This is a genomic window from Streptomyces gossypii (assembly GCF_025165795.1).
GTDB classification, from domain to species: Bacteria; Actinomycetota; Actinomycetes; order Streptomycetales; family Streptomycetaceae; genus Streptomyces; species Streptomyces gossypii.
In genome coordinates this window covers 150,087-167,897 of sequence record NZ_JAJAGO010000011.1, presented here as the reverse complement: position 1 = coordinate 167,897, position 17,811 = coordinate 150,087, and the positions used below count along the sequence as shown (strand labels likewise).

Genomic DNA, 17,811 nt, shown 5'->3' with positions numbered 1-17,811 from the left:
CCAATGTCATGCCCTGGGGCTGGGCGGGGAGGGTATCCGGCGTGGCACCATCAGGGTGTGCTCGATATCGGCTATTCCCTCTCCGGGCGCTTCCCCGACCCGCCGCAGACCAACTACCACTCGGCGGACGTACGGATGCTCCGGCACGATCTGTTCTGTGGGGACGTCTATCTCGCGGACACCGATACGGGCCGCGAACTGGCCACCAAGTGGGGCTGGTTGTCGGTGCTGGATTTCGGGTGGGCGCTGTGCGACATCGTCGAGCGGATCGACAAGGACCCGCTCGGCAGCCGGTCGGCCACACCGCAGCACGCCGAAATCGACTTCACCGAGAGCACCGACCGCATGGTGTTCGAGCGCCGGTTCGGCTGGGTGGACATCACCGCGGACTGGCAGTACACCGATGATCCGCCGCTGACCGTCCGGCACGCGACGCTGCGCCGTGAGGCGCGCGACTTCCTGCACGACCTCCTCGCGGATCTGACGGACATGCATGACGGGCTCGACAGCAACCCCGTCATCTGGGAGCTCCAGGCACGCTTCCCCCGGCTCTGACGGACAGCCCCTGGGGCCCGCTCCTCTCCTGACGACTCCTTACGACCTGATCCACCGGCTGGTCGTGCACCAGGTCGTTACGCCCCGCCCTCGTGGCCGTCCTCGACCCGGATGCCCAGCTGAAGTGCGAGCGCCGGGGCCAAGTCCAGCAGCTGTGCCGAGCTGATGACGGCTCCGGCCAGCCGGTCCAGGCCGGCCGCGATGCCCAGCTCCGCCGCGTCCCGCAAGTCGACGTCCTTCATCGTCGCGCCGTGGAAGTCCGCCTGGCGCAGCACGCACCCGGCGAAGCTCACCCGCTCCAGTCGCGCGTCTGCGAAATCCGGCTCGATCAGGACGCAGTCCTCGAAGACCACGTCGGTCAGCACGGACTGGCGCAGATTGAGGAAATCGATCTTGCCGCCGCGCACGACGGTGCGCATCAGCCGGGAGCCGTGCAGCTGAACCCCGCCCAGCCGGGCGTCCGTCAGCTCCACATCGCGGAACTCCGCGCTCGCCAGGTTCGTGCCCACACCCGTGACTCCCTCGAACACGGAGTCGATCAGCCGCACCTTGCGGAGCACGGCCTCGCCGAGTGCGCAGCGGTAGACGCCGCACTCCAGGAAGGTCGCGCCCGCGCCCTCCGCCCCGCCGAGGTCGAGGTCGGTGAAGGCCAGCCCGTCGTAATCCCCGTCCGCCCGCAGGGCTCTCTCCTCGAAGGGGCGGAGTGCGGGCAGTGAGATGCCGGGGCGCTGCGGCGGGGCCACGCCGCCCGCTCCGCGGCCCCGCTTCCCGCCACGCCCCCGGGCGCCCCGCGCTGTGCCGCCTCGTGCCGCACCGTCTCGTGCCGTGCCTCGTGCCTCGCCCGTCGCCATGCCCCCATCCTGCACGGCGCCACTGACAGTGGCGGGACGGCGGGAGATTGACATGAAGTGCCCTTTAAGTTGGATGCTCGGCCCGAGAGTCACCGACGACAGGAGTCCACGATGCGCGCCATCCGCCTGCATGCCTTCGGGCCCGCCGAGAACCTGGTCCACGAGGAGGTGGAGGACCCTGAACCGGGCAGTGGCCAAGTCCGTGTCGTGGTCGCCGCCGCGGGGGTGCACCTCATCGACACGGCACTGCGCGAGGGGCTCCAGCTCGGACCGCTGCCGCTGCCCGAGCTGCCGACGATCCCCGGCCGCGAGATCGCGGGCACCGTCGACGCGGTGGGCGAGGGCGTGGATTCCGACTGGCTGGGACGACGCGTCGTCGCCCATCTCGGGCAGGCCCCGGGCGGTTATGCCGAGCTGGCCGTGGTGGGCACCGAGGCCCTGCACGTGCTGCCCGACGGGCTGGACGCGCCACAGGCGGTCGCCATGATCGGCACCGGCCGCACCGTGATGGGCGTCCTGCGCGGCGTCGAGCTGGGCCCCCAGGACACGGTGCTGGTGCTGGCCGCGGCGGGCGGCATGGGCTCACTGCTGTTGCAGTACGCGAAGGACCGGGGTGCACGGGTCGTCGGTGCGGCGGGCGGGCCAGGGAAGACCGAGACGGTGGCGAAACTCGGCGCCGACCTCGCCGTCGACTACAACCTTCCCGACTGGTCCGGACACATCCTCGCGGGGCTGAGCGAGGCGACAGGCCAGGGCGGTCCGGGCAGCCGGGGCGGCCCGGATGGCGACCGGCCCTTCACCCACGTCTTCGACAGCGTCGGCGGCGAGCCGGGGCGTATCGCGCTGGGCCTGGTCGCCGTCGGCGGCACGCACCACGCGTACGGCAGCGCCGCCACCGGTTTCGCCGCCGACGGCGCGGTCGCGCCGGCCGAGGAGGAGCTGGCGGAGCGCGGCATCAGCGTCCGGTCGCTCGACGGGGCGCGGATGCTCGCTCAGAAGCGCGCGCTGGAGGAGGAGTCCATGGCCCACGCGGCGGCGGGCACGCTGGTGCCGCTGGTCCAGCCCTTCGCGCTGGCTGAGGCGGCGCGTGCGCAGCGGGCACTCTCGGAGCGCGGCACCATCGGCAAGGTCGTCCTCCTGCCGTGACCCTGTGGGGGAGCGGGGCGTACGACGCGCCCCGCGCTCCGCCAGGTCCCGCCAGATGCGGGCTTCCGAGAGGCCGGGGACCGGCGGTGACGCCAGACTGATGCCATGAGTGAGCTCCCCGGCCGCGGCCTGCTGACGTTCCACATCGGCCACGAGGAACTGGTGGTCCGGCAGCGCTATGAGGCCGTCAGCATCCTGAACGACATCCTCATCGCCGCCTGGTTCATCGTGGGCAGCGTGATGTTCTTCTCCGAGGACTGGGCCAGGACGGGCACCTGGTGCTTTCTGCTCGGCAGCGTCGAACTGATGATCCGTCCGGTGATCCGGCTGTCCCGGCAGCTCCATCTGCGCCGCATCAGTGCGTTGAGTCCTGGCCAGGCACGGGAGTCCTCGCAGGACTACTAGGGCGCCCTAGCCGCGCGGGAGTGCGCGGTAGCCGCCCCGGTAGTAGGTGAGCGGTCCGGCGTCGGCGGTGTGCGGCAGCGAGGCGCGGAGCACCCGCGCGATGACGAGGTTGTGATCCCCGGCCCGGACCCGCTCCTGTGTACGGCACTCCACGAGTGCGAGTGAATCCTCCGGCAGCGGTGCGCCGGAGACGGCGCCCCGGCTGTGCGGGACGTCCCGGAAGAGCAGCCGGTCGCTCAGCCGCCCCTTCATCGAGAAGCGGGCGGCCATCTGGCGCTGGTGTTCGGTGAGCAGGGCGGCGGCCCACAGCGGCTGGCGTTCGAGCAGCTCGTCCATCCGGGAGCCGTCCCGCAGGCTGACGAGCACCAGCGGGGGCTCCAGGGACACCGACATGAAGGCTGTCGCGGTCATGCCCACGTCCTCCCCGCGCGACCCCTCCTCCGGGTCGTGGGCGGTCACCAGCACCACTCCGGCGGTCAGTCTGGCCATGGCAGCCTTGAACTCGTCCTCGCTCACTCCCTCAGAATGGGGGATCCGGGACGCCGTCTGCTCGTATGCTGCATGGGACACGTCGGGAACCGTATAGCTCCCGCGTGGCACCCTGCATCGGGCTGCGGAACCAGACAGGTCCTAGTACCCCGCCTAGGACCCGCCACCGGCGGGTGGGAGGCCGTTTCAGGGAGCGCTCCCACGCAGCGGAGTCGGTCATAAGCGTATGGTTGTGACTTGAGTCACAGCGGGCATTTAGCGTTGACCCTGTGTACCGGGGGAACAGCTGACTGTGATTCAGTGGGCCTATGCGTGCCTGCACGTGCATGTGCACGCGGAGGACGGACCGTCGACCGTGGGTCCGAGGACTGCCGTACGACGCTTTGGGGGAGGCGATGGAGACCGAGTCGGAACCGTATGTCCGCCTCGCCAGCCTGCGGAAACTGCATCAGGTCGTGGCACATCTGAACACCGCCCGCAGTCTCGCGGACACCCTCCAGGCAATCGCCGACGGAGTCGTCGACGGGCTGGGTTTCCAGCTGAGCATCGTCAACCTCGTACGGGGGGACGGCGATCTCGTCGTCGCCGCCGTCGCCGGCAGCGGAAAGGCCGAGGCGACGATGTCGGGCCGCGTCGGCTCCCGCGAATCCTGGGAGCGCCGCCTGACCATGGGGGAGCGCTGGGGAGAACTGCGCTTCATCCCGTACACCGAAGGCTGGGTTCTGGAGGAGGACGACGTCCCCACGTGGCATGCCACGGGCGCCGTATCCGACGCCCCCGACGCCTGGCACCCCGTCGACCGGCTCCTCGCCCCGCTCTACGCCTCCGGCAGCGAACTCCTCGGCGTGATCTCCGTCGACCGCCCCGACAACGGCCGCCGCCCCAACGCCTGGCGGCGCGAGGCCCTCCAGCTCTACGCCTCGCAGGCCGCCATCGCCCTCAGCAATGCCCGGCTGCGCGCCAACATGCAGCGTGCCCTGGTGCGGCTGGAGCGGGAGCAGCAGGCGCTGCGCTCCAGCGAGGAGAGTTTCCGGCAGGCCTTCGAGTACGCGCCCAGCGGCATGGCGGTCGCCGAGATGGGCGGCGACGAGCACGGCCGACTGGTGCGTACGAACGACGCGCTGTGCAGGCTGCTCGGGCGCCCGGCCTCCGCGATGCGCCGCTACTCCTTCTCCGACCTGGTGCACCCCGAGGACATCGGCACCCTGCTGCGCACCTCCGCCGAGGGCGGCCGAGCCGAGCTGCGGCTGCGCCGCCGGGACGGATCACACGTATGGGTCTCGCTGCGCAACTCCGTGGTGGCGGACGCGGCGGACGGACCGCGCTTCCTGCTCACCCACGTCGAGGACATCGAGGACCGCAAGCGCCACGAGCTTCAGCTCGCCCACCGCGCCAGCCACGACTCCCTGACCGGGCTGCCCAACAGCGCCGAGCTGCGCGCCCGGCTGACCAGCAGGCTGTGCGCGCACCCGGGCCGGGCCACCTTGGGAGTCCCCCAAGCTGTGTCGTCCGCGCTGACCGACGTGGACGCCAAGGGTGAGGAGTTCGACGACTTCGCCGCCGAGGAGCTGGGCGGCGGGCGGGGCGTGTGCGGCGCCTCTCCGTACGACGGCCGGTCGTACCGGCCGCAGGCGTCCGATCCGCATCATGTGCACGCCGTCCCGCCGGACGGGCCCGGTGAGAAAGGTCTCGCCGTCCTCTTCTGCGACCTCGACGGCTTCAAGTCCATCAACGACCGCTACGGCCACCACTGCGGTGACGCGGTACTGATAGCCGTCGCGCAGCGGCTGTCGAGTCTCGTGCGGGACAACGACACCGTGGCGCGCCTCGGCGGTGACGAGTTCGTGGTCCTGGCGGACGGCGTGGGTCCTGCTGAGGCCCAGGATCTCGCGGTCCGGTTGCGGAACGCCATCATTCCACCGATCCGGGTCGACGGCCGGTCGGTTCGTGTCGGCGCCAGCTTCGGGATCGGTTGGGCGGGGTGCGGGATGACCGCCGAAGAGGTGCTCCAATCCGCCGACCAGCGGATGTACGTGGAAAAGCGGTCGCGTGCCAAAGGTCAGCGCCGGGCGGGTTGAAGAGGCGCACAGGGGTACCAGTGCTTCACCGCGCGGCACCGGGCGGCGGTCGCGGGGTGTGTGTGCTCCCGGTCCGCCCGAAAGATTCACCACGCGTCCGCTCTGAGATCATTTCATCGCTGGCGTACGGGTCGCCCGTGGGAGGTAGGCTCGGCCGGATACCTGACGCAGTAGGGAGTGACAGGGGATGACCGCCGAGAACAACGGCACGGGCACGCCCGAGGGCGATGACCCGTTCGCCTATCTGTACCGCCAGGAGGGCGGTGGCTCGGACGGCGCGGCGGCTCAGCAGCCGACCCATCAGCCCGGAGTCCCCCGGCGTTCGTACAACCAGGTCCAGGCTGTGGGGGAGCGGCAGTACGGCGGTGCCCAGCAGCAGTACCAGGGGCAGCCACACCAGCAGCAGTACCAGCAGCAGCCCGGTGCCCAGCACCCCAACGCCCACTACGCGGCGCCCGAGACGATGCCGGGCGGGCGGGCCGCGATGCGCCAGCCGGGCGGTGGCCGGGGCGGGGCGCCCGGCGGTGGCCGTGGCCGGGGCGGCGGCAACCGGAACGGACTGTTGATAGGCGCCGTCGCCGTGGTCGCCGCGGTGGTGATGGGCATCGGTGCCGCGATGATCTTCAACGACGGCGGTGACGCGGCCGAGGGCGCCGAGGCGGGCGAGTCGGCCAGCGCACCTCCGGCGGACGACGCCGGCGGCGACAAGGGCGAGAAGAAGGGCAAGAAGGACACGGGCGAGGACAAGAACGCCGACAGCAAGCCGGGCACACCTCCGAAGGAGGACGCGGCCACGCTGCGCCTGGAGGGCGACGCCCATCTGGAGGACACCGTCCCGGGAGCAAAGGGCAAGGGCGGCAACTACGTCGCCGGAATGAACAAGCCCGGCTCGGCCGCCAGGTGGGACGCCCAGCTCGACGAGGGCGGCACCTACAACCTGTACGTGCGCTACAGCGTGCCCGGTGAGGACATGAACCTCTCGCTCGCGGTGAACGGCAAGCCGCATGCCACCGGCCTGAGCATGAAGAACTACGCGAAGGCTCCCAAGGGCGACTGGGAGAAGGGCTGGACGTACACGTATTCCACGGTGCAGATCAAGAAGGGCTCCAACACCTTCGCGATCTCCTGCGGACAGGGTGACTCCTGCAACGTGAACCTCGACCAGGTGTGGCTCAAGCGCGCGGGCGGCTGACCTGGAAGATCCACCGGACAGGCCCTACGGTGTGGGCGTCCGCTCGGCCACCTCTACCTGGGGCAGCAGCTCCGCATAGGTCTCCTGATCGAACTCGCCCGCGACCCGCGAGCGTACGGTCGCCGCCGACAGCGCCACCGCGCGGGCGAGCCGTGCCGGCCAGGGGAGCCCCTCCACCAGGCCGGACAGCAGCCCGGCGACGGCCGAGTCGCCCGCCCCGGTCGGATTGCCGTCGAGTCTGGGCGGCACCGCCTGCCAGACCTGGTCCGCTGTCACCAGCAGCATGCCGTCGGGCCCGAGTGAGGCGGCCACCGTGTGCGGGCCTCGGCGCCGGGCCTCGTGCGCGGCGCGCAGCGGTTCGCTGGTGCCGGTGATCTCCGCCAGCTCGTGCGCGTTGGGCTTGATGAGGTCCGGGCGCGCGGCGAGCCCGCGGAGGAGCGGCTCACCGCTGGTGTCCAGCAGCACCGGCACCCCAGCCGAGCGGGCCTCCCGTACGAGCGTGCCGTACGCGCCCACCGGCACACCGGGCGGCAGGCTGCCGCACAGGGCGACCGCGTCGGTGCCGGTGTCCGTGAGGAGTCCGCGGTAGGTGCCGAGGAAACCGTCCCATTCCTCGGGGGTGATCAGCGGGCCGGGCTCGTTGAACTGGGTCGTGTCCCCGCTCTCCTCGTCGACGACGGCGACGGTACGGCGGGTGCCCGCGGCGACGGGCACCAGCGCGTCTGTCACGGAGCCCGGCCAGGACAACAGCTTCTCCGGCGCGGCGTCGGCGAGCAGCGCACGGAGTTGCTCACCCGTACGGCCCCCCGCGAAGCCGGTCACCACGGTGTCGTGCCCGAGTGCGGCGAGCACCCGTGCGACGTTGATCCCCTTGCCGCCGGGCCGCTCCGTCACCTCGGTCACCCGGTGCGAGCCGTGCCGCTCCAGGCGGGGGACGCGGTAGGTGAGGTCCACCGCGGCGTTCGGCGTCACCGTGAGGATCATGCGAGAGTCAACCCCTTGCGGACACGCGCCTTCCCGGCGGTGTGCCGGGCGGACGTACGGAATGCATGGTGATCATGTCACCGCCGGAACCGCAGGGACAGACCGCCTGGTCCGTCCGGGAGATCACGCGCGGGAGGGCGGCGGCACCACCCAGGACCCCTTGCGCATGACCGCCGTCAGGGCGAGGTCCTCGTCCAGCACCACCAGGTCGGCGTCCTTGCCCGCTTCGAGCGAGCCGATCTGGTCCGCCATCCCCAGCAGCCGCGCCGGGTTCGCGGACAGCGCCCGCACGGCGTGCTCGATCGGCAGCCCGTCCACCGTGACCGCCCGGCGCAGGGCCCTGTCCAGGGTGAGCGTCGAACCGGCGATGGACCCGCCCTCGGCCAGCCGGGCGACGCCGTCCCGCACATCGACCTTCATCGGGCCCAGCGGGTAGACACCGTCGCCCATTCCGGCCGCGCCCATGGCGTCCGTGATGAAGACGACCCGCCCGGGGCCCGCGCTGTCGAAGGCGAGTTCCAGCACGCCGGGATGCAGATGCGTCCCGTCGTTGATCAGCTCGATGGTGATCCGCTCGTCGCGGAGCAGCGCCGCGATCGGACCGGGGACGCGGTGGCCCAGAGCGGGCATCGCGTTGAAGAGATGGGTGGCGACGGTCGCTCCCGCGTCGATCGCCTCCTGGGTCGCCTCGTAGGTGGCGTCGGTGTGGCCGACCGCCGCGATGACGCCGTGCTCCGCGAGCAGCCGTACGGAGTCCAGACCGCCGCGCAGCTCCGGGGCGAGGGTCATCATCCGGGCGGTGCCGCGCGCCGCGTCGACCAGCTTGCGTACGTCGGCCGGGTCGGGGTCGCGCAGCAGTTCCGGCTCGTGTGCGCCGCAGCGGTTGCGGGCGATGAAGGGGCCCTCGAAGTGGATTCCCGCCAGATCGCCCTGCTCGACGAGTTCGCTCAGCGCGCCCGCCTGGTGTGCCAGATCGTCCAGATCGCCGGTGACGGTCGAGGCGAGCAGTGTCGTGGTCCCGTGCCGCCGGTGGGTGTCGATCACCTTCATGGACTCGCCCGCGTCGCCCGCCGAGAAGGAACCACCGCCGCCACCGTGTACGTGCACGTCGACGAAGCCGGGCACGATCCAGTGCCCGGTCAGGTCGTAGGTGGCGGGCTCGGCGGGCTCGGCCGCCGCGAGCGTACGGCCCTCGACGGCCAGCCGCCCGTTCTGGGCGACTCCGTCCGGAAGGACCACCCGTGCCCCGGCCAGAACCATGCGTTCGTGCGGTGCCATGGGCGTCATCGGCGTCTTGGGCGTCATCGGCTCGAAACCTCCGCGGAGTGTTGATCCCAGGCGAGAAGGCCCGCGCCCAGGCAACCGGCAGCGTCCCCGAGGGCGGCCGGGACGATCGTGGGGAGTTGCTGGAAGGTCACCCGCGCGCGCACCGCTTCCCGCAGTGGGGTGAACAGGGTGTCGCCCGCCTCGGCCAGACCGCCGCCGATGATCAGGGTGCGGGGGTCCAGCAGGGTGAGGCCGGTGACGAGTCCGGCGGCGAGCGCGTCGACCGCGTCCGCCCATACGGCTGTCGCCCGGGGGTCACCGGATTCGACCGCCTTGGCGGCGTCGGCCGCGGTCGCCTCCGGGTCACCGCTGACCGCGGCCCAGGCGCGGCCGACGGCGGCGGCCGAGGAGAGGGTCTCCAGGCACCCGCGCTGCCCGCAGGGGCATTCCGGGCCGTCCGGGCGGACCACGACATGGCCGATCTCACCGGCGCTCCCGTGTGCGCCCGGCTCCACCCGGCCGTCGATGCCGATCGCCCCGGCGATGCCGGTGCCGAGAGGCACGAAGAGGAAACGGTCGACGCCCTTGCCCGCGCCGATCCGGCCCTCGGCCAGACCGCCCGTGCGGACGTCATGGCCTACGGCTACGGGGAGTCCGTTGCCCAGCCGCTCACGGAGCAGCGCGCGCAGAGGTACGTCGCGCCAGCCGAGGTTGGCGGAGTACACGGCCACGCCGTTCGCCTGGTCGACGATTCCGGGCAGGCCGACTCCGGTGGCGACCGGTTCGGTGCCGTACTTCTCCAGGCCGTGGGCGCGCAGTTCGGCGGCGAAGGAGAGCACGGATTCGACGACTGCCTCCGGCCCCTGCTCGCGGGGGGTGACGCGGCGTGTCTCGTACAGGGGCGGGTGCTCCGGTCCGGGGCCGATGAGGGCGGCCTTCATCCCGGTGCCGCCCACGTCGAGGGCGATGACGTATGGACTCACGTCCGACAGTCTCCCGCGTGGAACGTGTACAGGTCTAGTCCACTTACCTGATCTTTCTGGGTGATGTGAGCGCTCTCTCCGAGAGGGGGTTGCTGGGGGGAGGGTCTGGACCACTGGTGTCCGTTCGGCGACATGCCTGGTCAGCACGCCCGGCGGGATGCGCTTTTCGGGTGATCTTGTCAGTGGTGTAGACCTTGTGAGCGATACGGGAGAGACTCGCGCCCTGCCGAACGCGGGACGGCCGAGACGGGCCCCGCAGAAGAACACCGAAGGAATTCGGTCCGGGCCACGGCTTCGGACCACAGAAGGAGGTCATGTGCGGCGGCGGCAATTCCTGGGGCTCGCGGCGACCGGCATGGTGAGTGCGGTGGGGGTATCCGCTGCCGCCTGCAGTGACGATTCCGCAAGCAGCGTGACGCTCAAGCTCGTGGCGGCCGACTACGGCGACCCCGGCGGCGAGAACGGCTCCCAGAAGTACTGGGACGCGCTGGCCCGCGACTTCACACAGCTCAACTCCGGCATCACCATCGACGTCACCGTGCTCAGCTGGAACGACGTCGACGCGAAGGTCGCCGAAATGGTCAAGGCAGGCGATCCGCCCGACATCGCCCAGATCGGCTCCTACGCCAGCTACGCCGACCAGGACCTCCTCTACAGCGCGGGCGACCTGCTCCCCATCCCCGTACAGGCCGACTTCCTGCCCACCCTGGCCGCCGCCGGGGAAGTGCACCGCATGCAGTACGGCCTGCCGTTCGCCGCCAGCACCCGGCTGCTCTTCTACAACAAGGACCTCTTCACCGAAGCCGGACTCGACCCGGACAAGCCGCCCGAGAGCTGGAACGAACTCCGGGACGCGGCGCGGGCGCTGAAAGCGACGGGCGTCAAACACCCGTACGGTCTGCCGCTCGGCCCCGAGGAGGCGCCCGCCGAGACCATGATGTGGATGCTCGGCGACGGCGGCGGCTACACCGACACCGGCGGCAGCTACATCATCGACTCAGCCGACAACATAGAGGCATTCAACTGGCTCCGGGACAACCTCATCAACGCGGACCTCACCGGGCCGAACCCCGAAAAGACCGACCGGCAGCAGGTCTTCGACGCCTTCACCCGGGGCGAGGTCGGCATGCTCAACGGCCACCCGACCCTGATGCAGCAGGCGGCGCGCGAGGACGTGAAGTACGGCACCACCGAGCTGCCCGGCCGGGGCGGCGCCGCCAGCTCCACCATGGGCGTCGCCGACTGGATCATGGCCTTCAAGAAGAACGGCCACCGGAAGGAGATCGGAGAGTTCCTCGCCTTCGCCTTCAGCGAGAAGAACCACTACGACTTCGTCAGCCGCTACGACCTGCTGCCCGTGACCACCTCCGGCTCCGAGCGCATGCGGGGAGACAGCGAGCAGCGCAAGCTGCGGAAATTCCTGGAGCAGCTGCCGACTGCCGAGTTCTACCCGGTGGGCAAGGTCTCCTGGGGCGAGGTCAGTTCGGACATCAAGCAGAGGATCGGCGAGGTGGTCGCCCCCGACGGCGATCCGGCCCGGGTGCTCGGCAGCATCCAGCGGGCGGCCGAGACAGCCGAGTCCTCGTCCGGCTCCTGAGGAGCTGCTGAGGAGTAGCTTGTAGGAATGGCGCACGAGAAGCGGTACGGCGAGACCGGCGGTGACCCCGGCGGTGATTCCGGCGGCGTCGCTGGCGGCAGCCGGGCCGCCGCCGACGGCCTGTCGGAGCGGGACGCGGACGTCCTCGCCGTCGAACGCCGCGGCTGGTCCGGGCCGGGCGCGAAGGAACGCGCAATACGGGAGCGGCTCGGGATCTCCCCGACCCGCTACTACCAGCTGCTCAACGCGCTGCTCGACGATCCGCACGCGCTTGCCCACGATCCGGTCACGGTCAACCGTCTGCGCCGCCGCCGGGAATCCCGCCGCGCCCGCCGCTGAGAGCACCACCCGGTAGGGTCCCAGGTATGGGCAGTGACTCCTCTCCGACTCCTCCGCCCCCCTCACCGCTTCCGGCCCCCGCCACCCCGGCAGGCCGGGCCGGACTCGACGCCGTCCTCGCGCACCCCGCGCGCACCGTTGTCCTCACCGACTTCGACGGCACACTCGCGCCGATCGTGCCCGACCCCGAGGACGCCCGAGCGCACCCGGACACCAGCCGCGTAGTGGCACGGCTCGCCCCGCATCTGCGGGCGTTCTCCGTCCTCACCGGGCGCCCCGCCGAACTCGCCGTGCGCTACAGCGGATTCGCCGACCTCCCCGAGGTGCGGAACCTGACCGTTCTCGGCGCATACGGCGCCGAACGCTGGGACGCGGCCTCCGGCGAGGTCCACACCCCCGCACCCCACCCCGGCATCGCCTCCGTACGCGAGGAACTGCCCGGCCTGCTCGCCGGGGAGCCCGGCGTCCACGTCGAGGACAAGGGCCGGGCCGTGGCCGTACACACCCGCCGTGCGGAGGAGCCCGCCGCCGCGTACGAGCGCCTGCGGGCGCCCCTCGCCGCGCTCGCCGCCCGGCACGGCCTGCGGGTCGAGCCGGGCCGGCTGGTGCAGGAGCTGCGCCCGCCGGGCATGGACAAGGGGCTGGCACTGCGGGAGTTCGTACGCGAGACGGGCGCGGAGGCGGTGCTGTACGCGGGCGACGACCTAGGCGACCTCGCCGCGTTTGCGGCTGTCGCCGCGTTGCGGGAAGAGGGGGTGGCGGGGGTGCTGGTGTGCAGCGGCAGTGACGAGGTGACGGAGCTGGCCGATCGCGCGGATCTGGTCGTTGACGGTCCGGCGGGTGTCCTCGCGCTGTTCGACGCGCTCGCGACGTCGTTCGGGGCGGCGGCGCCCGCGTGACGGTGGCGGGCGGGGTTCTCCCCTGACCCGCCCCTTCCCGAAACTGGGGGCTGGCGCCCCCGGGCCCCGTTTTGGGGCTGGCGCCCCCGGGCCCCGTTTTGGGGCTGCTGCCCCCGGGCCCCCGCCTGGGGGCAGCAGCCCCCAGGCTCCGGTCCTGTCGCCTCCGGACGCCCGGTCTCGGGGCTGGCGTCCCGGGCCCCGCTACGGGGGCGCGAGGGAGTGCTGGTGTGCTCAGGCGGCCGGGCGGAGGGCGTTGAGTTGGGCCAGGAACCAGGCGGCGGGAGGGAGGGCCGTGGCTGCTGTTGCGAGGCGGGTGGTGCGGGCCGCGCGGTCGGCCGGGGGCATGGTCAGGGCCTCGTGGAGGGCGCGGGCCGTCTGGGAGACGTCGTACGGGTTGATCGTGAGCGCGTCACCGGACAGTTCGGCGGCGGCGCCCGCCTCGCGGGACAGCACGAGGGCGCAGCCCGCGTCGGAGACGACCGGTACCTCCTTGGCGACCAGGTTCATGCCGTCGCGGACGGGGTTGACCAGGGCGACGTCCCCGAGCCGGTAGGCGGCCAGCGAACGGGCGAAGTCGTCCTTCACGTGCAGGATGACGGGCGTCCACCCCGGCGTCCCGAAGTCTGCGTTGATCTCCTCGGCGACGCGCGCGACGGTGGCCGTGTAGTCGCGGTAGACGGCGAGGTCCTGCCGGGACGGGTAGGCGAGTGCGATGTGCACCACCCGTTCGCGCCATTCGGGCCGATCGGTCAGCAGCTGCCGGAAGGCGTGCAGGCCGCGCACGATGTTCTTGGAAAGCTCGGTGCGGTCCACCCGCACGATCGTCCGGCGGTCTTCGCCGACCTGCTCGCGCAGCTCCGCCATCCGTTCGGTGACGTCCGCGCGGTGCGCGCGCTCGCGCAGGAAGTCCGCGTCGGCGCCGAGACCGTGCACGCCGATCCGGGTGGTGCGGCCCTGGTAGACGATGCTCGGCTCGCCGCTCCCCGCCTCGCCGGAGCCGTCCCGTACCTCGGCGCCCAGTACGTCCGCGCAGCAGGCCGTGAACGCGTCGGCCCAGCGCCGGGTGAGGAAGGCCGCCCGGTCGGAGCCCAGCACACCGCGCAGCACGGCGGCGGCGGTGGCGTCCGGCAGCATCCGGTAGTAGTCCGGCGGCGCCCACGGGGTGTGCGAGAAGTGGCCGATCCGCAGGTCGGGGCGACGCTCCCGGAGCAGCGCCGGGACCAGGTCGAGGTGGTAGTCCTGCACCAGCACCGCCGCGCCGTCGTCCGCCTCCTGTGCGAGCGCGTCGGCGAAGGCCACGTTGTACGTCTCGTACGCGCCCCACTGGCGGATGAAGTCGGCATCGAACACCGGCTCGATCGGCGTCTGGTAGAGCAGATGATGGACGAACCACAGCACGGAGTTGGAGATGCCGCCGTAGGCGTCCGCGAAGATGCCCGGCGGGATGTCCAGCATCCGGACGGCCTGGCCGCCCGTCTCCTCCGGGTCGAGCCGGGGGCCCGCCCGCCGCGCCGCCTCCCGGTCGGCGTCCCCGAGGGCCGCGCACACCCACAGCGCGCCCGCGTCCGGCCCGATCGCGCTGAGCCCGGAGACCAGCCCGCCGCCACCGCGCCGTGCGGTGAGCGAGCCGTCCGAAGCCGCGGTGTAGGCGACGGGGCCTCGGTTGGACGCGACAAGCACCTGCGCGGAACCCTGGTCGGCCATGGCCGGAGCCTAGCCGTCCGGTGATCCTTGTAAACGTGGTGGCCCGTGTGGCGCGGCGAAAACGGGTGGTGACGTGCCGACGGGTGTGCTCCGGTTGGCTCAGGAGCTCAAGGATACGGACGAGAAGAGGGTGGGCGTGAGCAGCAGCAGTGTGCGATTGATCCGGAACGAACAGCTGTCGGACGTGGCCGAGTACGCCTACGCGTCGGCGGTCACGGCGCCGTCCCGGACGGTCTTCACCGCGGGGGCCTGCCCCCTGGACGCCGAGGGCCGGACCGTCGCCGTGGGGGACTACGCGGGCCAGGCCCGCCAGGTGATGGCCAATCTGGGTGCGGCGCTGGAGGGCGCGGGCGCCTCCCGTACGGATGTCGCGAAGACCACCGTCTACGTCGCCTCGTCGAACCAGGCGGATCTGGTCGAGGCGTGGGAGGTGGTCCGCGACTGGTTCGGGGACCACGACGCGCCGAGCACCCTGCTGGGTGTCGTGGTGCTGGGGTATGACGACCAGCTGGTGGAGGTGGAAGCCGTCGCCGTCACGGCGTGAGGCGTGCGGTGCGGGGGAGCCGCGTCAGGCCGCGTGGCGGTGCGCCGCGTACTCGGGGATGTCGCGCATCGGCGGACGCTCCTTCGTGTCGACGGTGTGCGTACGCGGGATGAAGCGGCCCTCCCGCGTCCTCGCGAACTGCGTCAGCTCCGCCCGTGCGGGCTGGGGCCGGGGCAGCCGCTGCTGCGCCGTGCGGTAGATCGCGGCGGCCATCCGGCCCAGCGCCTGGCTGTCCTGGTGGCGGTGGCGCCGGACACCCACGTCGACCTGGGCGAGGGCGTCCAGACCGGCTGTGTGCAGGGCGTCGACCAGCAGCCCCAGCTCGACGCCGTAGCCGACGGGGAAGGGCAGCCGCTCCAGCAGCTCGCGCCGGGCCGCGTACTCGCCGCCGAGCGGCTGGACGAACCCCGCCAGCCGTGGCCAGTGGAGGTTGAGCAGCGGACGGGCGACCAGCTCGGTGACCCGGCCGCCGCCGGTCGCAGGCGCTTCCGGTTCGCCCGGGACGGTGCCGAGCGGCCGCTCGTACATCGCCTTGACGAGCCGCACCGACGGGTCGGTCAGCAGGGGGCCGACGATGCCGGAGACGAAGTCCGCCGAGAAGTCCTCCAGATCGGCGTCGACGAAGCAGACGATGTCGCCGCTGGTCGCCAGCAGCGACCGCCACAGCACCTCGCCCTTGCCGGGCAGCGCGGGCAGCCGGGGGAGGACCTCGTCGCGGTGGACGACCGTCGCGCCCGCGTCGTGCGCGACCTCGGCCGTGCGGTCGGTGGAGCCGGAGTCCATCACCACCAGCTCGTCGACCAGCGGGACGGCCTCCGACATCAGCTCCCGGCGGATGACGGAGACGATCCGGCCGACGGTGTGCTGTTCGTTCAGCGCGGGCAGTACCACGCTCACGCCCCCGCCGCGTTGCTCCCGCTTGGCGGCCAGCAGCTGGCCGATCGGCCGATCGGCCGCTGACCAGGAGCGACGTTCCAGCCAGTGGCCGACCTCGTCCAGCACGTGCGCTCCTTAGTGATCCATCTCGCGGTTCGGACGCTATCTCAGCATCCGTGGCCTTCGGTTACAGTCTTGAACAACGACGTCGGCCTTCACATGCCGGGGTCGACCCGTCAGTCCGGCTGCATGCGGTGGTTCAGCGGCAGCGCGGCAACAACTTCATACCGCTCATCCAGAGGGGCAGAGGGAACGGCCCGATGAAGCCCCGGCAACCCTCCAGCCGACCTTGCGCTCATGCTGTCCCGCGAGGCTCCCGGCTAGTGAAGGTGCCAAGTCCGTCTCGTGGCGAGATACGTCACGGGGAAGATGAGGAGAAAGGGCCTCGCCTTCATGGCTGTGCAGACTCCCGAGAAGTCCACCGGCGCCTCAGTTTCGCTCGGTCCCGCCGCCGCCCTGTCCTGCCGAGAGTGCGGCGAACGCTTCCCACTCGGCCCGATCTTCGCCTGCGAGGCGTGTTTCGGCCCGCTGGAGATCGCCTACAACCTGCCGACCGGTGACCCGGAGGGGCTGCGGAAGCAGATCGAGGCAGGCCCGAAGAACATCTGGCGTTACGCGCCGCTGCTGCCCGTCCCCGCCGACGTCGCGTCCAAGCCGAGCACCAACCCCGGCTACACCCAGCTGGTGAAGGCCGACAGGCTCGCCCGCGAGCTGGGCGTCACCGGCTCCCTCCACATCAAGGACGACTCCGGCAACCCGACGCACTCCTTCAAGGACCGCGTCGTCGCCATCGCCGTCGAGGCCGCCCGCGCCTTCGGCTTCACCACCCTCTCGTGCTCCTCGACCGGCAACCTGGCGGGCGCGGTGGGCGCCGCGGCGGCCCGCGCCGGATTCCGCTCCTGCGTCTTCATCCCGCACGACCTGGAGCAGGGCAAGGTCGTGATGGCCGCCGTCTACGGTGGTGAACTCGTCGGCATCGAGGGCAACTACGACGACGTCAACCGCTTCTGCTCCGAGCTCATCGGCGACCCGCTGGGCGAGGGCTGGGGCTTCGTCAACGTCAATCTGCGCCCGTACTACGGCGAGGGCTCCAAGACGCTTGCCTACGAGATCTGCGAGCAGCTGGGCTGGGAACTGCCGGACCAGCTGGTGATCCCGATCGCCTCCGGTTCGCAGCTGACGAAGATCGACAAGGGGCTCAAGGAGCTGATCGCCCTCGGCCTCGTCGAGGACAAGCCCTACCGGATTTTCGGAGCCCAGGCGGCGGGCTGCTCGCCGGTCTCCCGCGCCTTCCAGGAAGGGCACGACGTCGTACGGCCGGTGAAGCCGGACACCATCGCGAAGTCGCTGGCCATCGGGAACCCGGCCGACGGCCCGTACGTCCTGGACATCGCCCGGCGTACGGGGGGCGCGGTCGACGACGTGGACGACGCGCAGATCGTGGACGCGATCAAGCTCCTCGCCCGTACGGAGGGCATCTTCGCCGAGACGGCCGGCGGTGTGACGGTGGGCGTCACCCGCAAGCTGATCGAGAAGGGCCTGCTGGACCCGTCGCTGACCACCGTCGTGCTCAACACGGGCGACGGCCTGAAGACACTGGACGCGGTGGCGCCGACGACTGGGCCGACCGCGACGATCCGCCCGAGCCTGGACGCGTTCCGGGACGCCGGTCTCGGCTGAGACCGTATCGCCCGTCTGCGGCACGGCTCCGGGGCAGGCGCTCTGCCGTACGCAGGCGGATCCGCGCAGACTGGTCCTTTCGCAGACTGGTCCGCGCAGACCGGCCCGCGCAGACTGAGCCACGCAGGCCGCTCCGCACGCACGCTGCCCGTCCGTTTTCACG

At 71.5% G+C, this 17,811-nt stretch carries 17 protein-coding genes and 1 riboswitch; of the genes, 10 read left to right on the top strand and 7 right to left on the bottom strand.

Annotated features, from left to right (window positions below):
* Positions 1–57 precede the first annotated feature (57 nt).
* Positions 58–555: a hypothetical protein gene (locus LHJ74_RS23255; protein ID WP_260220106.1), complete on the top strand. Its 498-nt coding sequence runs from the start codon at positions 58–60 to the stop codon at positions 553–555.
* 77 nt (positions 556–632) lie between these two features.
* On the opposite strand, the gene LHJ74_RS23250 is transcribed toward LHJ74_RS23255, so the two are convergent.
* Positions 633–1,406: a pentapeptide repeat-containing protein gene (locus tag LHJ74_RS23250; protein WP_260220105.1), complete on the bottom strand. Its 774-nt coding sequence runs from the start codon at positions 1,404–1,406 to the stop codon at positions 633–635.
* A gap of 111 nt (positions 1,407–1,517) precedes the next feature.
* Here LHJ74_RS23250 and LHJ74_RS23245 point away from each other — a divergent pair, with 111 nt between their 5' ends.
* Together LHJ74_RS23245 and LHJ74_RS23240 are read left to right on the top strand one after the other, a co-directional pair.
* Positions 1,518–2,552, top strand: a complete 1,035-nt coding sequence (locus LHJ74_RS23245; RefSeq protein ID WP_260220104.1) for an alcohol dehydrogenase catalytic domain-containing protein — start codon at positions 1,518–1,520, stop codon at positions 2,550–2,552.
* A 105-nt stretch (positions 2,553–2,657) separates the two neighbouring features.
* On the top strand, positions 2,658–2,957 hold the full coding sequence (locus LHJ74_RS23240; protein ID WP_260220103.1) for a YrhK family protein: 300 nt from the start codon (positions 2,658–2,660) through the stop codon (positions 2,955–2,957).
* Between the two features lie 6 nt (positions 2,958–2,963).
* Here the strand turns inward: LHJ74_RS23240 and LHJ74_RS23235 are convergent, their stop codons facing one another.
* The gene (locus LHJ74_RS23235; RefSeq protein WP_260220102.1) at positions 2,964–3,527 is read right to left on the bottom strand and encodes a flavin reductase family protein; all 564 of its coding nucleotides are present in this window, start codon (positions 3,525–3,527) and stop codon (positions 2,964–2,966) included.
* A 314-nt stretch (positions 3,528–3,841) separates the two neighbouring features.
* On the opposite strand from LHJ74_RS23235, the gene cdgB reads away from it, so the two are divergent.
* The gene (cdgB, locus tag LHJ74_RS23230; RefSeq protein WP_260220101.1) at positions 3,842–5,524 is read left to right on the top strand and encodes a diguanylate cyclase CdgB; all 1,683 of its coding nucleotides are present in this window, start codon (positions 3,842–3,844) and stop codon (positions 5,522–5,524) included.
* A gap of 187 nt (positions 5,525–5,711) precedes the next feature.
* On the top strand, positions 5,712–6,716 hold the full coding sequence (locus tag LHJ74_RS23225; protein WP_260220100.1) for a carbohydrate-binding protein: 1,005 nt from the start codon (positions 5,712–5,714) through the stop codon (positions 6,714–6,716).
* A 24-nt stretch (positions 6,717–6,740) separates the two neighbouring features.
* Here the strand turns inward: LHJ74_RS23225 and LHJ74_RS23220 are convergent, their stop codons facing one another.
* The 3 genes from LHJ74_RS23220 to LHJ74_RS23210 all read right to left on the bottom strand — a co-directional run bounded on the left by LHJ74_RS23220 (position 6,741) and on the right by LHJ74_RS23210 (position 9,949).
* Complete coding sequence (locus tag LHJ74_RS23220; RefSeq protein ID WP_260220099.1) at positions 6,741–7,700, bottom strand: 1-phosphofructokinase family hexose kinase; 960 nt, start codon at positions 7,698–7,700, stop codon at positions 6,741–6,743.
* 123 nt (positions 7,701–7,823) lie between these two features.
* The gene (nagA, locus tag LHJ74_RS23215; protein ID WP_260220098.1) at positions 7,824–9,005 is read right to left on the bottom strand and encodes an N-acetylglucosamine-6-phosphate deacetylase; all 1,182 of its coding nucleotides are present in this window, start codon (positions 9,003–9,005) and stop codon (positions 7,824–7,826) included.
* Positions 9,002–9,949: an ROK family protein gene (locus tag LHJ74_RS23210; RefSeq protein WP_260220097.1), complete on the bottom strand. Its 948-nt coding sequence runs from the start codon at positions 9,947–9,949 to the stop codon at positions 9,002–9,004. The genes nagA and LHJ74_RS23210 overlap by 4 nt, the downstream gene beginning before the upstream one ends.
* 355 nt (positions 9,950–10,304) lie before the next feature.
* On the opposite strand from LHJ74_RS23210, the gene LHJ74_RS23205 reads away from it, so the two are divergent.
* Genes LHJ74_RS23205 through otsB form a run of 3 tightly spaced genes read left to right on the top strand, consistent with a single transcriptional unit; the run spans position 10,305 to position 12,784 of the window.
* Positions 10,305–11,546 (top strand): extracellular solute-binding protein, encoded by a 1,242-nt coding sequence (locus LHJ74_RS23205; RefSeq protein ID WP_260220274.1) that lies wholly within the window; start codon positions 10,305–10,307, stop codon positions 11,544–11,546.
* Between the two features lie 27 nt (positions 11,547–11,573).
* Positions 11,574–11,885 (top strand): DUF3263 domain-containing protein, encoded by a 312-nt coding sequence (locus tag LHJ74_RS23200; RefSeq protein ID WP_375546815.1) that lies wholly within the window; start codon positions 11,574–11,576, stop codon positions 11,883–11,885.
* A 26-nt stretch (positions 11,886–11,911) separates the two neighbouring features.
* Complete coding sequence (gene otsB / locus LHJ74_RS23195) at positions 11,912–12,784, top strand: trehalose-phosphatase (protein WP_260220095.1); 873 nt, start codon at positions 11,912–11,914, stop codon at positions 12,782–12,784.
* Between the two features lie 231 nt (positions 12,785–13,015).
* On the opposite strand, the gene LHJ74_RS23190 is transcribed toward otsB, so the two are convergent.
* Complete coding sequence (locus LHJ74_RS23190; RefSeq protein WP_260220094.1) at positions 13,016–14,488, bottom strand: alpha,alpha-trehalose-phosphate synthase (UDP-forming); 1,473 nt, start codon at positions 14,486–14,488, stop codon at positions 13,016–13,018.
* 136 nt (positions 14,489–14,624) lie between these two features.
* On the opposite strand from LHJ74_RS23190, the gene LHJ74_RS23185 reads away from it, so the two are divergent.
* Positions 14,625–15,032 (top strand): RidA family protein, encoded by a 408-nt coding sequence (locus tag LHJ74_RS23185; protein ID WP_260220093.1) that lies wholly within the window; start codon positions 14,625–14,627, stop codon positions 15,030–15,032.
* Positions 15,033–15,056: 24 nt separating this feature from the next.
* On the opposite strand, the gene LHJ74_RS23180 is transcribed toward LHJ74_RS23185, so the two are convergent.
* Positions 15,057–16,034 (bottom strand): glucosyl-3-phosphoglycerate synthase, encoded by a 978-nt coding sequence (locus LHJ74_RS23180; protein ID WP_260220092.1) that lies wholly within the window; start codon positions 16,032–16,034, stop codon positions 15,057–15,059.
* A gap of 162 nt (positions 16,035–16,196) precedes the next feature.
* A riboswitch (SAM riboswitch) is annotated at positions 16,197–16,344 on the top strand.
* A gap of 17 nt (positions 16,345–16,361) precedes the next feature.
* Between LHJ74_RS23180 and thrC the strand changes: the two genes are divergently transcribed.
* Positions 16,362–17,648 carry a threonine synthase gene (gene thrC, locus LHJ74_RS23175; RefSeq protein ID WP_260220091.1) on the top strand — a complete coding sequence of 429 codons (1,287 nt, stop codon included), beginning with the start codon at positions 16,362–16,364 and terminating at the stop codon, positions 17,646–17,648.
* Positions 17,649–17,811 lie beyond the last annotated feature (163 nt).

What these genes read in the sequence shown, in the direction of transcription:
- LHJ74_RS23240 (WP_260220103.1), top strand. Translation starts at nt 2,658, where the DNA reads ATGAGTGAGCTCCCCGGCCGCGGCCTGCTGACGTTCCACATCGGCCAC.
- LHJ74_RS23205 (WP_260220274.1), top strand. Translation starts at nt 10,305, where the DNA reads ATGGTGAGTGCGGTGGGGGTATCCGCTGCCGCCTGCAGTGACGATTCC.
- thrC (WP_260220091.1), top strand. Translation starts at nt 16,362, where the DNA reads ATGGCTGTGCAGACTCCCGAGAAGTCCACCGGCGCCTCAGTTTCGCTC.
- LHJ74_RS23200 (WP_375546815.1), top strand. Translation starts at nt 11,574, where the DNA reads ATGGCGCACGAGAAGCGGTACGGCGAGACCGGCGGTGACCCCGGCGGT.
- LHJ74_RS23190 (WP_260220094.1), bottom strand. Translation starts at nt 14,488, where the DNA reads ATGGCCGACCAGGGTTCCGCGCAGGTGCTTGTCGCGTCCAACCGAGGC.
- otsB (WP_260220095.1), top strand. Translation starts at nt 11,912, where the DNA reads ATGGGCAGTGACTCCTCTCCGACTCCTCCGCCCCCCTCACCGCTTCCG.
- LHJ74_RS23245 (WP_260220104.1), top strand. Translation starts at nt 1,518, where the DNA reads ATGCGCGCCATCCGCCTGCATGCCTTCGGGCCCGCCGAGAACCTGGTC.
- nagA (WP_260220098.1), bottom strand. Translation starts at nt 9,005, where the DNA reads ATGACGCCCAAGACGCCGATGACGCCCATGGCACCGCACGAACGCATG.
- LHJ74_RS23220 (WP_260220099.1), bottom strand. Translation starts at nt 7,700, where the DNA reads ATGATCCTCACGGTGACGCCGAACGCCGCGGTGGACCTCACCTACCGC.
- LHJ74_RS23225 (WP_260220100.1), top strand. Translation starts at nt 5,712, where the DNA reads ATGACCGCCGAGAACAACGGCACGGGCACGCCCGAGGGCGATGACCCG.
- LHJ74_RS23250 (WP_260220105.1), bottom strand. Translation starts at nt 1,406, where the DNA reads ATGGCGACGGGCGAGGCACGAGGCACGGCACGAGACGGTGCGGCACGA.
- cdgB (WP_260220101.1), top strand. Translation starts at nt 3,842, where the DNA reads ATGGAGACCGAGTCGGAACCGTATGTCCGCCTCGCCAGCCTGCGGAAA.